Here is a 12,691-nt window from a genome sequence, read left to right on the forward strand (position 1 = left end):
ATTCGTCAGGGCTTCTCTATTTTATACGTGTTTTTTTGCCCTATCTAATATAGACAGGTTGCTGAAGAAGGTCATGACAGTTTGATCCTTCGGATGGGAATTTGTTTCGGCAGTGTGACCGATATGTTTCAGCAGTATGGCTAATGTGTTGCCAGGTACTTGTTTTTTATTTATAATTCGACATTATCTTACGATTCTAGCCGGGTAATTTGGTGTGATTTGGAGTTTGATTCAAGAAAGGAGCAGGTATGAAAAAGGCTTTGTTCGGTTTGTTGTCTTATGCGGTTGCGGCTTTGGCTTTGGCAGCCGTCAATATCAATACGGCCACGGTTGAGGAGTTGAAGGCTCTGCCCGGGATTGGTCCGGCAAAGGCTCAGGCCATTGTGGATTACCGTAAGGAAAACGGGAATTTCAAATCAGTGGAGGATTTGAAGAAGGTGAAGGGTATCGGTGAGGGTATCTTCGGCAAGTTGAAGGATGAGGCGACGGTAGGTACCGCTGCGCCGGCTAAAACGGCCAAGCCCGCAGCCGAAAAACCTGCCGCCCAACCTGCAGCAGGGAAAAATACGGCTAAGTAGGGATGGCCGATTCGGTTCGGTGGATAGGCCGCGCTCTTGTAAAAGGGGGCGGCCTTTGGCTTTTACGGCAGGGCATCTCGGGGCTGTTGCCCGGATGCGATGCGGGCTGGTCGGGGGTAAGGCGGTTAGGCGCGTGGGCCTATGCTGTATGTGGCCGGTGTTGTGAAGCCGCGCTGACCATATTGTGTTGACAGTAAGGGTATGGATCAAATCTGCTTTGTTTCATTCCGATGGTTGCGGTAGCTGCTTTTTAGTTGGGGAGCAATATATGATGAGGCCGTCTGAAAGCTTGACCCGGCTTCCAGACGGAGTTTGTCGCTATATCAATCAAAACGATGTTCAGCAGACAATCAATAGAAACCTTCGCGCTCTTCGCGGGTGGAGATGTAGATGTTTTTCACCTGAGTATAGGCGGCGAGCATCATTTTGTGGGTTTCGCGGCCGATACCTGAAGTTTTGTAGCCGCCAAACGGTGCGCCTGCGGGCAGGCGGTTGTAGCAGTTCACCCAGACGCGACCGGTTTCCAGCGCATTGGAAACGCGCAGGCAGCGGTTGATGTCTTTGCTCCAAACTGCGCCGCCCAAGCCGTATTCGCTGTCGTTGGCCATTTTGATGACTTCTTCTTCGGTTTTGAATTTAATCACGGTAGCAACCGGGCCGAAGATTTCTTCTTGGGCAACGCGGGCGTTGTTGCTGCCGGCTTCGATCAAGGTTGGCTCGACAAATTCGCCTTTGCCCAATTCGCCTTCGATTTTCTTACCGCCGGTGATGATACGGCAGCCTTCCTGTTCGCCGATTTTGACGTATTTCAAAATGGTTTCGAGCTGGCCGGCGTTGACTTGCGAACCCATTTGGGTATCGTCTTCCCAAGGCAGACCGACTTTGATTTTTTTGAACTCTTCCGCCAAGGCGTTGACGAATTTGTCGTAAATGCCTTCCTGAACGAAGATGCGCGAACCGGCGCAGCACACTTGGCCTTGGTTGAACAAAATACCTTTTTGCGCGCCTTCGAGGGCTTTGTCAAATGGCATGTCGTCAAAGAAGATGTTGGCAGATTTGCCGCCCAGCTCCAAGGTGGCGGGAATCAGCATTTCGGCGGCGGCGATGCCGATGTGGCGGCCAATTTCTGTCGAACCGGTAAAGGCGAGTTTGTTGAAGCCTTTGTGGCGCAGCATGTATTCACCGGATTTTGAACCGCGTCCGGTGATGATGTTCAGCACGCCTTTAGGCAGCAAGTGGTTGATTTTTTGAGCGAACGACAACAGGCTCAGCGAAGTGCTGGAAGACGGGTGGATGACGATGGTACAGCCTGCGGCAAGTGCGGGTGCGATTTTCCAAGCCGCCATCAGGAAGGGGAAGTTCCACGGAATAATCTGACCGACCACGCCGATAGGTTCGCGCAATACGATAGACAGGTCTTCGGAGTCAAGCTGGGTTGCGGTGCCTTCTTCGCCACGGATGACGCTGGCGAAATAACGGAAATGGTCGGAAGCCAGCGGGATGTCGGCGGCGCGGGTTTCACAGATGGGTTTGCCGTTGTCCAGAGTTTCCTGCAGGGCGAACAATTCCAAGTTTTCGTCAATCACATCGGCGATTTTGTTGAGTATGGCGGCGCGTTCGGTGGTGGTGGTTTTGCGCCATGTTTTGAACGCTTCTTGCGCGGCGGCGACAGCGGCATCAACGTCGGCATCGGATGCATCGGTAAATTTGGCTAACAATTCCCCGTTAGCGGGATTGTATGAATCCAAAAGCGCACCGGGTTTCGTCCATTCGCCGTTAATCAGCAAACCGTATTCTTTGTCAAACACATTTAAGTTTTTAGCCATGATGGTCTCCAAAAGTTTTAACAAATAACAGCAGTACATCAGCATAATGACAGCCTGCCAAGGGTGTCGCTTCCCAGCATATGACTTTTTACCGACTTTATGCAAGGGGTTAAGCTGCATGTGGAATGTAAAAGATTTTTACATATGACAATTATTCATGTTTAAATGTTAATTTGAGTATTTTCTTCATGCAATGAGTTTTTTTGATTGTGTTCCTGGTAGTTTAAATCGGCAATAAATCGATATAATGTAACATTTTTAATTCTTTCAAACAGTTGTCAGGTTTTGATAGCTTGACCTTGCCGTTGCGGTTTATTCATACTTAAACGCGAATCCGACCAACCGATAGGAGCATTGTCATGAAAATGAAAGCAGCAGTAGTAACGCAAAACAGCGATGGCAACGTTGAGATTGTGGAGCGTGAAATTCGTCCGCTGGAGCACGGCGAAGCCTTGGTGGAAGTGGAATATTGCGGTGTGTGCCACACCGACCTGCACGTTGCGGCAGGTGATTACGGCAAAAAACCAGGCCGTGTGCTGGGCCATGAAGGTATCGGTTTGGTAAAAGAGGTTGCCCCCGATGTGCAGAGTTTGAAAGTCGGCGACCGCGTGAGTATCGCATGGTTGTTCCGTAGTTGCGGTTCGTGCGAATACTGTAATACCGGTCGCGAAACCTTGTGCCGTTCAGTATTGAATGCAGGCTACACCGCCGACGGCGGCATGGCGACCCACTGTATCGTCGATGCAGATTATGCCGTCAAAGTACCCGACAGCCTCGATCCCGCACAAGCCTCCAGCATTACCTGCGCCGGCGTAACCACTTACAAAGGCGTGAAAGTTTCCGGCGTTCGCCCAGGGCAATGGATTGCCGTTTACGGCGCGGGCGGTTTGGGCAACTTGGGTGTCCAATACGCGAAAAAAGTATTCGGCGCACACGTTGTCGCCATCGACATCAACGATGAAAAACTGGCATTTGCCAAAGAATGCGGCGCGGACTTTACGGTTAATGCCGCCAAAGAAGACGCAGCCAAAGTGATTCAGGAAAAAACCGGCGGTGCACATGCGGCCGTTGTAACTGCGGTATCCGCCGCTGCGTTCAACTCCGCTGTGGATTGTGTCCGTGCTGGCGGCCGCGTGGTTGCCATCGGCCTGCCGCCCGAATCCATGGACTTGTCCATCCCGCGTCTGGTCTTGGACGGCATAGAAGTGGTCGGCTCGTTGGTGGGCACGCGTAAAGATTTGGAAGAAGCTTTCCAATTCGGTGCGGAAGGTTTGGTTGTGCCTAAGGTGCAGCTGCGTGCTTTGGAAGAAGCACCGGATATTTTCCAAGAAATGCGCGACGGCAAAATTACCGGCCGCATGGTCATCGATATGAAGAAAAGTTGCGGCTGTGCTCATTGATTCGATGTTGGCTTAAGGAAGGCAGTCTGAAACCTGAAATCGGGTTTTCAGACGGCCTGTTTTTATCGGCGGCATCATTTGTTGTTTGCGACACCGTGTTTTTCCGCGAGTTCGGCGTATTCGCGCATAACGGCAAGCGTTTCGCGGCTGGCTGTTTTCATATTTTCCGCCATACTGGAAAAGGCGGGGATATCTTCCGGTTTGACCGTGATGCCGACGGTCATAATATTGCTTATCTTTTCAAAGCTGCCTGCCATTTTGTCGCGGATGATCCTGCCCTCTTTGCTGTGCATCTTAATCTGTCGCAAATGTCGGACGATACTTTCCGCTTCCGCCTGTTGCAGGCGCAAAATGGCCAACCTTTCTTCAAATGTTTTGGCTTGCCGGTTCATTTCACCGTAGTCGCGGTCGGATGCCAGTTCGGCTTGCATGGCGGTGCGGATGGCAATCAGATCGTCCTGCAGCGGAGTGGCGTATGCGGCGTGCGGCAACAGGCAGCCGGCGGACAACAGAAACAGCAGGGCTATATGTAGGATGCGGATATTGAGACGGTTTTGCATCATGATTCCTTGTTCAGATTAAACGGAAGACAGTTATTGTATGCCGCAATGCCCCATATTGTGCAAACGGCTTTTCTTCTCCCTGCCAACGGGTTTACACTGCGTTTTTAGCCAAAAAGCAAGGAAACCGCCATGCCAAACAGTAAAAAAATCAAAATCGGCATCATTGGGGCGACGGGTTACACCGGAGTGGAACTGTTACGCCTGCTGTCCGCCCATCCGTATGCCGAAGTGTGCGCCGTTACCAGCCGCAGCGAAGCGGGGGTGAAACTGGCCGACTATTTCCCCAGTCTGCGCGGCATTTACGATTTGGTGTTTGAGAAGCCGGAAGATGCAAAGCTGGAACAGTGTGATTTAGTGTTTTTCGCCACCCCGAACGGCATTGCCATGAAAGAAGCCCCTGCATTATTGGAGTGGGGCGTGCGCGTGGTGGATTTGTCGGCCGACTTCCGTTTGAAAGACATTGCCGTTTGGGAAAAATGGTATGGCATGAAACACGAAAGTCCCGACTGGGTTTCTCGTGCCGTGTACGGGCTGACCGAATTGAACCGGGAAGCCGTTGCCGCCGCTCAGCTTGTAGCCAACCCCGGCTGTTATCCAACCTGCGTATTGCTGGCTTTGCTGCCGCTGTTGCAGGCGGGTGCTTTGCGTGAGGGGCTTCCGCTGATTGCCGACTGTAAATCGGGCGTATCCGGAGCGGGGCGCAAGGCAGCCGTCGGTACGCTGTTGTGCGAGGCGGGCGATAATTTCAAAGCCTACGGCGTTTCCGGCCATCGCCATCTGCCCGAAATCCGCCAAACTATTTCCGGCTTGCAACACGGCGTGGCGGAGGGATTGGTATTTGTGCCGCATCTCACGCCGATGATACGCGGTATGCACGCCACCATTTATGTTCACTTGAAAGACGGCGTATCGCCGCAGGAATTGCTGGAAACGGCCTACCGCGACAGTTTCGCGGTTGATGTGATGCCTGCGGGCAGCACGCCCGAAACCCGCAGTGTGCGCGGTGTGAACGTCTGCCGCATCGGCGTGCAACGCGCACCGGACAGCGATTTGTGGATATTGTTGAGCGTGCAGGACAACTTGGTCAAAGGCGCGGCGGGCCAGGCGGTGCAGAATATGAACGTGATGTTCGGCTGGGATGAAAACGCAGGGCTGGGCGGCGCGGCTTTATTGCCATGATTGCAAAAATAAAGGCAGGCCGTCTGAAAGGCAGAAATCGGTTTTCAGACGGCCTGCCTTATTCAGTCATCCAGCCATTTTCCGCAGCAATGTTTGAACTTTTTGCCCGAACCGCAAATGCAGGCCGATTTCATGGACGGCAGAGGTACGGTAGGGTCGATGAAATACCAACGGCCGTTTGCCAGTACGAAGGCCGACCGTTCGTGGTGCGTTTCCCGCTTACCGCCTGCGCCCGCGAAATAGGCGGCGAACTCCACCAACGAATGATGTTTTCCGGCATGTGGATCATGGCGCAGCACATCCAAACCCAGCCATTCGGTTTGTGCCGCCCATTGCGCCAAGGCTTCCGCGTCCAGCAGCGGTTGTTGCACGAGGACGGTGGTGTGGACGATGTAGTCTATGTTTTGCAAAACGAAGGCCGCATAACGCGACCGCATCAGTTTTTCCGCATCGGCAGCGGGTGTACCTTGATGCAGCGGGCGGCAGCATTCGGCGTAGGGTCGGCCTGATTGGCAGGGGCAGGGTTGGGCGGACATTTTTCAGACGGCCTTCAAATGTAAAGCGGCCAGTCTAACAGCCGACGGCTTTTCTTGCTATCATTGCGCCCGATTATCCTTGGAGCAAACGAATGGACATTTTGTTTATCGCCGACCCTTTAGCCGGCTTCAAAACCTACAAAGACACCACCTACGCCATGATGCGCGAAGCCGCAAGGCGCGGCCACCGCCTGTTCCACACCCTGTCGGCGGAACTGTCGGTGCAAAACGGAATTGTATATGCGGCGGCCGCACCGTTTGAATTTCTCGGTGCGAAAGACGATTACGACCACGAATGGTTTGAAGCGGGCAGCCCCGTTCAGACGGCCTTGGCCGAATTCGGCGCGGTCGTCATGCGTACCGACCCGCCGTTCGATATGCAGTATCTATACGCCACCCAACTGCTCACCTTGGCCGAAAGCCAAGGCGCGAAAGTCTTCAACAGCGGGCAGGCCATGCGCGATTTCAACGAAAAACTCGCCATCTTGAACTTCCCGCAATTCATTTCCCCTACCACCGTGACTACCCGCGCCGCAGACGTGCGCGCCTTTTTGGCCGAACACGGCGACATCATCGTCAAACCGCTGGACGGAATGGGCGGCATGGGCATTTTCCGCCTGACCGAAAAAGACCCCAACATCGGCAGCATATTGGAAATCCTGATGCACCTAGATACCCGCACCATCATGGCGCAACGTTACATCCCCGACATCGTCAAAGGCGACAAGCGCGTGTTGGTCATCGGCGGCGAAGTTGTGCCCTATGCCTTGGCGCGTATCCCGCAAAACGGCGAAACACGCGGCAACTTGGCGGCCGGCGGGCGCGGCGTGGCGCAAGAGTTGTCCGCTCGCGACCGCGAAATCGCCGAAACGCTCGCCCCCGAACTGAAACGGCGCGGCATACTGCTGGCCGGACTCGACATCATCGGCGAGTGCCTGACCGAAGTAAACGTAACCAGCCCGACCGGTTTTCAGGAAATCGGCAAACAAAAAGGTTGGGACGTGGCCGCCCGCTTTACCGATGCGGTAGAACAGGCCGTCTGAACACACAAGACGCGGGCCGTTTTCCCAAACCGCCCGCATCAGGAAAACCATCATGCAAACCCCCGAAGAACCCAACAGCTACGCTGCGCAAATTAAAGGCAAAAGCGGTTTGCGCCGCATCATCAACGCCTGCGGCTATACGCGCGACGGTTTCAAAGCCGCTTGTGAAGAACAAGGTTTCCGCCAATTGCTGTGGCTTAATATTCCGTTGATTGTATTGGCCTTTATCCTACCCTTTGGGCTGGCTACCCGGATGATATTGATTGCGTCATCCTTTCTGTCGCTTATCGTCGAACTCTTCAATACAGGCGTGGAAGCCGCCGTGGACCACACATCGCTGGAAAAACACCCGCTGGCCAAGCGGGCGAAAGACGTTTGCTCCGCCGCGCAGGGCTTGGCTTTGCTATTGCTTGCCCTGCTGTGGCTGCTTGCCCTGTGGAGAGAATACGATATTAACGTTTTTTGAGGCTGGTCAAAGTTTTTTGTTTTATGCTATTGTATAACGATGATGTATTCCCATCGGCCTGCACAACCTGTGTTAGGAAACAGAACGGGTGGCAGGTAACTTTAACCATGTTGTGAAAGGAAAGCATTATGAAGAAAGTATTTGCACTCGTAGCCGCTGCTGCCGCATGTCAAGCCGCGTTTGCCGCAGGCGTGGAGGCACAGAGCCCATGGGCGCGCGAAACCGTTAGCGGTATGAAAAACGGCGGCGTGTTTATGGAACTGAAAAACGATACCGCCAAAGACATCGTGTTGGTCGGCGGTTCCAGCCCTGCAGCGAAAAGTGTTGAAATCCACGAGCACGTTCATGCTGAAATTAAAGACCCGAAAACCGGTCAAAAAGCCATGGGCATGAAAATGCAGGCTGTTCCTGGTGGTTTGAAAGTAGCTAAAGGCGAAAGCGTTACCCTGAAACCGGGCAGCTACCATGTGATGCTGATGGGCTTGAAACAGCCGTTGAAACCGGGTGAGAAATTCCCTGTAACCTTGAAATTCAAAGGTGCGCCGGATCAGACCGTACAGGTTGAAGTTCGTGCCAATGCCGGCAGCCCGGGTGCGCACTCCGATATGGGCCACGACCATGGCGGTCACGGTCATTAAACCAGCCATTAACGCTTCATAACCGATTAGGAGGCCGTCTGAAAGTTTTTCAGACGGCCTTTTCGATTCTCTGCGGCATACTTGGTTTAGATACGCTTGCCGAAGGATGGGTATTTGGTGTGTGCAAGCCGACGGGGGATAAAATTGCTCCTGTTGCCAGGCCGTACCGCTCAATGCCGAACTTGCCCGCCATCTAAAAGCAATGTAGTATCCCGCCTTTGATTTTTCAGCTTTAAAGTCGAACAGGGAACAAAATGATTAGTGATATTCAGAAAACCGCCGAAAGCAAAATGCTGCGTTCGTTGGAAGTATTGAAGGAAAATTTGGCCAAAGTACGCACAGGCCGCGCCCATACCGGTTTATTGGATCAGGTTGAAGTGGAATACTGGGGCAGCATGGTTCCCGTCAGCCAGGTAGGCAGCGTAACCCTGCTGGACGCGCGTACCATAGGCGTCAAACCTTTTGAAAGCAATATGGCAGGCAAAATCGAAAAAGCCATCCGCGATTCCAATCTCGGCTTGAACCCTGCTTCGGTCGGCGATTTGATTCGTGTGCCCATGCCCATGCTGACGGAAGAACGTCGCAAAGACTTGATTAAAGTCGTGCGCGGTGAGGCGGAAGAAGGCCGCGTGTCCATCCGTAACGTGCGCCGTGATGCGAACGACCACATCAAGCGTCTGCTGAAGGACAAAGAAGTTTCCGAAGACGAAGCGCGCCGAGGCGAAGAAGCGGTACAGAAGCTGACCGACAAGAACATCGCCGAGGTCGATAAAATCCTCGCGGCCAAAGAAGAAGACCTGATGGCGGTATAAAAGAGGCCGTCTGAAAAACAATCGGTCATCGGCAGGCAGCCGTCAAAAAAAGGATATTTTGTGAAAACCAGCACTCAAGCCATTCCGGAGCACCACCGGATTCCGCGCCATATCGCCGTCATTATGGACGGTAACGGCCGTTGGGCGAAAAAACGTTTTATGCCGCGCGTGATGGGGCATAAAAAAGGTTTGGATGCATTGGAAAACCTCTGTGCGGAATGTTCTGCCGCAGGGGTCGAATATCTGACCGTGTTTGCTTTCTCGACTGAAAATTGGCGGCGTCCGTCAGACGAGGTCGGCTTTCTGATGGGCCTGTTTTTGCAGGCATTGCAAAAACAGGTCAAACGGATGCACGAACACAATATGCGCTTGAAAGTGATTGGCGACCGCAGCCGTTTTAACGCAGAAATCGTTGCAGGCATAGAAGCGGCGGAAAGCCTGACCGTCGGAAACAGCGGTTTGACGCTGACCATCGCCGCCGATTACGGCGGCCGTTGGGATATTTTGCAGGCGGTCAATAAGCTGTTGGCGGCCGGAAAGAAAGAAATAACCGAAAGCGACTTGAATGCCGGCCTGATGCTGGGAGATGTGCCCGAGCCGGATTTGTTTATCCGCACCGGCGGCGAGATGCGTATCAGCAATTTCCTCCTTTGGCAGATGGCGTATGCCGAACTGTATTTCACGGATATCCTGTGGCCCGATTTCGATTCACAGGCTTTTCAGACGGCCATTGCCTCGTTCCAACAACGCGAACGCCGTTTTGGCCGTACTTCCGAACAACTGCCGCAGGAACAGCAAAGGAATTAAGCCATGTTGAAACAGCGCGTCATTACCGCTTTGATTCTGTTGCCCATTATGCTGGGTATGCTGTTTTGGGCTTCAGACGGCCTGTGGGCCGCGTTTTCTGGCCTGATAGTGGTTCTCGCATTATGGGAATACAGCCGGATGTGCGGTATCGGCGATAAAGAGCGAGTGCCGTATTTGGCGGGTTCCGCTTTGTTTATGTTGCTTGCCGCTTGCGGCGGCTGGGCTTTGCCGCCAATCGGTTGGTGTCTGGTGTTGGCCTTTTGGTTGATTGTCATGCCCTTGTGGTTAAAGTGCAAATGGCGGCTGGGCGGCGGCTGGCAGTCGTATGCCGTCGGTTGGATGCTGATGCTGCCGTTTTGGTTTGCGCTGGTGTCGTTAAGGCCGTCTGAAGAAGATGCATTGTCTTTATTGGCCGTGATGGGTTTGGTATGGATAGCCGATATCGGAGCATATTTCTGCGGCAAGGCGTTTGGTAAAAACAAATTGGCTCCCGCCATCAGTCCGGGTAAAAGCTGGGAAGGTGCGTTTGGCGGGGTGTTGTGCGTATTGATTTATCTGAGCATTGTCCGTGAAGCCGGCTGGCTGGGTTTTGATTTGCCGTGGCTTCCGACCATGTTGGCCGGTGTTGTGCTGGCGGCGGTCAGCGTTTGTGGCGATTTGCTGGAAAGCTGGTTGAAGCGGGTTGCCGGAGTTAAGGACAGCAGCAATCTATTGCCGGGGCATGGCGGTGTATTCGACCGTGTGGATAGCATGATTGCCGTATTAAGCGTTTATGCGGCGATTGTTTCTATCGCATCTTGATTGGAGTGTAGGGTATGGCGGACAAAAACGGAACTTCATCGTTGTCGGTTTTGGGTGTGCTTTTGGCAGTCGGACTGATGGCGGCCGCATTTATTCTCGGCGTGCAGTTCAAAAACTTCCGTCAGCCCGGAACAATTACCGTCAAAGGCTTGGCTGAAAAGAATTTCCAGTCGGACAGCGCTACTTGGCGTACTGGTGTATCATTGCACGGCAATACTTATCAGGTTGTGTTGGATAGTTTGGAAGAAGAGCGTGAGAAGCTGGTGCGTTTTTTGCGCAAGCAAGGCTTTGATGATGCTGAAATCCGTAGCGGGCTGCCGTCGGTAGAGCGGTCGTACGAAGATGTGAAAAACGATCAGGGCGAAATAATAGAGCGCAGGCCGAATGGTTACGACGGCAGTTTGTCGGTTACCGTCAATACTAAAAAGTTAGACAAAATTCAAACCGCGGAGCAGGCTATCCGCAATTTGCGGGCGAAAAACGATTTTATCGAATTTAGCGAGCCGCAGTATCTGTTGGGCAATTTGGAAACCATTAAGCGCGATTTGATTACTCAGGCTACGGAAGACGCTCAAAAGCGGGCGGTCGAATTCGCCAAAACGGGCGGAGGCAAAGTCGGTGCCATGCGTTCAGCATCTCAAGGGTCGTTCAATATTTATTCCGATAACGGTCCGGGTGAAGATGAAGATTACGGCGGCACTTACGATAAATCGACTATTGGGAAACAAGTGCGTTTGGTTGTAACCATAGAGTACGCCATCGAATAAGCCGATTGTTTTGCCTGGAGCGTCCGCCTATATTTTCAGACGGCCTTCAATAAACAAAGAACCGCATAAATATAATATTTTTGAGTAATGAGTATACAAGTTCTTACTGTTTTGGGCAGTACCGGCAGCATCGGGGTGAATACCTTGGATGTGGTTGCCCGCCATCCCGATCGGTTTCGCATATTTGCCCTGGCCGGCCATAAACAGACGGCCAAATTAGCCCGACAGTGCATACAGTTTCGGCCGGATTTTGCTGTGGTGGCCGATGAATCTGCGGCAGCGGATTTGAAAGCGATTCTGACTGCAGAAGGATGTCCGACCGAGGTTTTGTCCGGCCGGCAGGCTTTGATTGATGTGGCGTCTGCCGGCGAAGTGGACGGCGTGATGTGCGCCATTGTCGGTGCGGCGGGCTTGCCGTCGGCTTTGGCGGCCGCGCAAAAAGGCAAAACCATTTATTTGGCCAACAAAGAAACTTTGGTGGTGGCCGGCGAATTATTCATGGAAACCGCCCGTGCCAACGGGGCAAGGGTTTTGCCGATAGACAGCGAGCATAATGCCGTTTTCCAGGTTTTGCCGCGAGATTATGAAGCGGGGTTGGATGCACACGGTATCGATTCCATCATATTGACGGCTTCGGGTGGTCCGTTTTTAGACAAAGATTTGACCGAGTTTGACTCTATTACGCCCGAACAGGCGGTTAAACATCCCAATTGGAGTATGGGGCGGAAAATTTCGGTGGATTCGGCCACTATGATGAATAAGGGCTTGGAGCTGATTGAAGCACATTGGTTGTTTGTCTGCCCGCCTGACAAATTGGAAGTCGTTATTCATCCGCAATCGGTTGTGCATAGTATGGTTCGTTATCGGGACGGTTCGGTATTGGCTCAATTGGGCAATCCCGATATGCGTACGCCGATTGCCTACTGTTTGGGGTTGCCGGAGCGGATTTCATCAGGTGTGGCACCGTTGGATTTCGAAACATTGTCCGCCCTGACTTTCAGACGGCCTGATTTACGCCGCTTCCCTTGTCTGCGGCTGGCTTATGAAGCCATGAATGCCGGAGGTATGGCTCCGTGCGTATTGAATGCGGCCAATGAAACCGCAGTTGAGGCTTTTTTAAACAAGGAAATCTGCTTTACCGATATTGCCCCGGTCATCGCCCACTGTTTGGAACAAAAGTTTTCAGACGGCTTGAATAACCTCGAAAGCTTACTGGCCCAAGACGGGTACTCGCGCAAACAGGCGCGGGACTATATTAACGGTTTGGCGAAATAA

14 protein-coding genes are annotated in these 12,691 nt (G+C 52.8%); 11 read left to right on the plus strand and 3 right to left on the minus strand.

Features of this window, described 5'->3' with window-relative positions:
* Positions 1-248: 248 nt before the first annotated feature.
* Positions 249-578, plus strand: coding sequence for a ComEA family DNA-binding protein (locus ACTHSL_RS04500; protein ID WP_440380498.1), 330 nt, complete (start codon positions 249-251; stop codon positions 576-578).
* 350 nt (positions 579-928) lie between these two features.
* Here ACTHSL_RS04500 and ACTHSL_RS04505 read toward each other — a convergent pair whose 3' ends face one another.
* Positions 929-2,404, minus strand: a complete 1,476-nt coding sequence (locus ACTHSL_RS04505; RefSeq protein WP_440380499.1) for an aldehyde dehydrogenase family protein — start codon at positions 2,402-2,404, stop codon at positions 929-931.
* 359 nt (positions 2,405-2,763) lie between these two features.
* Here ACTHSL_RS04505 and adhP point away from each other — a divergent pair, with 359 nt between their 5' ends.
* Positions 2,764-3,804 (plus strand): alcohol dehydrogenase AdhP, encoded by a 1,041-nt coding sequence (gene adhP, locus ACTHSL_RS04510; protein ID WP_440380500.1) that lies wholly within the window; start codon positions 2,764-2,766, stop codon positions 3,802-3,804.
* Between the two features lie 74 nt (positions 3,805-3,878).
* Here adhP and ACTHSL_RS04515 read toward each other — a convergent pair whose 3' ends face one another.
* Positions 3,879-4,367 (minus strand): hypothetical protein, encoded by a 489-nt coding sequence (locus ACTHSL_RS04515; RefSeq protein ID WP_440380501.1) that lies wholly within the window; start codon positions 4,365-4,367, stop codon positions 3,879-3,881.
* A gap of 129 nt (positions 4,368-4,496) precedes the next feature.
* On the opposite strand from ACTHSL_RS04515, the gene argC reads away from it, so the two are divergent.
* Complete coding sequence (argC, locus tag ACTHSL_RS04520) at positions 4,497-5,546, plus strand: N-acetyl-gamma-glutamyl-phosphate reductase (protein WP_440380502.1); 1,050 nt, start codon at positions 4,497-4,499, stop codon at positions 5,544-5,546.
* A gap of 62 nt (positions 5,547-5,608) precedes the next feature.
* On the opposite strand, the gene ACTHSL_RS04525 is transcribed toward argC, so the two are convergent.
* A complete protein-coding gene (locus ACTHSL_RS04525; RefSeq protein ID WP_440380503.1) occupies positions 5,609-6,082 on the minus strand; it encodes a YchJ family protein in 474 nt (157 codons plus the stop codon).
* Positions 6,083-6,174: 92 nt separating this feature from the next.
* On the opposite strand from ACTHSL_RS04525, the gene gshB reads away from it, so the two are divergent.
* From gshB to ispC, 8 genes are all read left to right on the plus strand, one after another.
* Positions 6,175-7,125, plus strand: a complete 951-nt coding sequence (gene gshB, locus ACTHSL_RS04530) for a glutathione synthase (RefSeq protein WP_440380504.1) — start codon at positions 6,175-6,177, stop codon at positions 7,123-7,125.
* A 52-nt stretch (positions 7,126-7,177) separates the two neighbouring features.
* Positions 7,178-7,591, plus strand: coding sequence for a diacylglycerol kinase (locus ACTHSL_RS04535; protein ID WP_003775279.1), 414 nt, complete (start codon positions 7,178-7,180; stop codon positions 7,589-7,591).
* Positions 7,592-7,719: 128 nt separating this feature from the next.
* Positions 7,720-8,229, plus strand: a complete 510-nt coding sequence (locus ACTHSL_RS04540) for a copper chaperone PCu(A)C (RefSeq protein ID WP_107919465.1) — start codon at positions 7,720-7,722, stop codon at positions 8,227-8,229.
* 254 nt (positions 8,230-8,483) lie between these two features.
* Positions 8,484-9,041 carry a ribosome recycling factor gene (gene frr, locus ACTHSL_RS04545; RefSeq protein ID WP_049249160.1) on the plus strand — a complete coding sequence of 186 codons (558 nt, stop codon included), beginning with the start codon at positions 8,484-8,486 and terminating at the stop codon, positions 9,039-9,041.
* Between the two features lie 60 nt (positions 9,042-9,101).
* Positions 9,102-9,848, plus strand: a complete 747-nt coding sequence (locus tag ACTHSL_RS04550; RefSeq protein WP_440380505.1) for an isoprenyl transferase — start codon at positions 9,102-9,104, stop codon at positions 9,846-9,848.
* Positions 9,849-9,851: 3 nt separating this feature from the next.
* Positions 9,852-10,649 (plus strand): phosphatidate cytidylyltransferase, encoded by a 798-nt coding sequence (locus ACTHSL_RS04555; RefSeq protein ID WP_440380506.1) that lies wholly within the window; start codon positions 9,852-9,854, stop codon positions 10,647-10,649.
* A gap of 14 nt (positions 10,650-10,663) precedes the next feature.
* Positions 10,664-11,416 carry an SIMPL domain-containing protein gene (locus ACTHSL_RS04560; RefSeq protein WP_440380507.1) on the plus strand — a complete coding sequence of 251 codons (753 nt, stop codon included), beginning with the start codon at positions 10,664-10,666 and terminating at the stop codon, positions 11,414-11,416.
* An 87-nt stretch (positions 11,417-11,503) separates the two neighbouring features.
* On the plus strand, positions 11,504-12,691 hold the full coding sequence (gene ispC, locus ACTHSL_RS04565; protein ID WP_440380508.1) for a 1-deoxy-D-xylulose-5-phosphate reductoisomerase: 1,188 nt from the start codon (positions 11,504-11,506) through the stop codon (positions 12,689-12,691).

Source organism: Neisseria sp. P0008.S010, assembly GCF_051962715.1.
In the GTDB taxonomy this organism is placed as follows: domain Bacteria; phylum Pseudomonadota; class Gammaproteobacteria; order Burkholderiales; family Neisseriaceae; genus Neisseria; species Neisseria elongata.

Coding starts and splice junctions, on each gene's coding strand:
- ACTHSL_RS04500 (WP_440380498.1), top strand. CDS start 249: ATGAAAAAGGCTTTGTTCGGTTTGTTGTCTTATGCGGTTGCGGCTTTG.
- ACTHSL_RS04505 (WP_440380499.1), bottom strand. CDS start 2,404: ATGGCTAAAAACTTAAATGTGTTTGACAAAGAATACGGTTTGCTGATT.
- adhP (WP_440380500.1), top strand. CDS start 2,764: ATGAAAATGAAAGCAGCAGTAGTAACGCAAAACAGCGATGGCAACGTT.
- ACTHSL_RS04515 (WP_440380501.1), bottom strand. CDS start 4,367: ATGATGCAAAACCGTCTCAATATCCGCATCCTACATATAGCCCTGCTG.
- argC (WP_440380502.1), top strand. CDS start 4,497: ATGCCAAACAGTAAAAAAATCAAAATCGGCATCATTGGGGCGACGGGT.
- ACTHSL_RS04525 (WP_440380503.1), bottom strand. CDS start 6,082: ATGTCCGCCCAACCCTGCCCCTGCCAATCAGGCCGACCCTACGCCGAA.
- gshB (WP_440380504.1), top strand. CDS start 6,175: ATGGACATTTTGTTTATCGCCGACCCTTTAGCCGGCTTCAAAACCTAC.
- ACTHSL_RS04535 (WP_003775279.1), top strand. CDS start 7,178: ATGCAAACCCCCGAAGAACCCAACAGCTACGCTGCGCAAATTAAAGGC.
- ACTHSL_RS04540 (WP_107919465.1), top strand. CDS start 7,720: ATGAAGAAAGTATTTGCACTCGTAGCCGCTGCTGCCGCATGTCAAGCC.
- frr (WP_049249160.1), top strand. CDS start 8,484: ATGATTAGTGATATTCAGAAAACCGCCGAAAGCAAAATGCTGCGTTCG.
- ACTHSL_RS04555 (WP_440380506.1), top strand. CDS start 9,852: ATGTTGAAACAGCGCGTCATTACCGCTTTGATTCTGTTGCCCATTATG.
- ACTHSL_RS04560 (WP_440380507.1), top strand. CDS start 10,664: ATGGCGGACAAAAACGGAACTTCATCGTTGTCGGTTTTGGGTGTGCTT.
- ispC (WP_440380508.1), top strand. CDS start 11,504: ATGAGTATACAAGTTCTTACTGTTTTGGGCAGTACCGGCAGCATCGGG.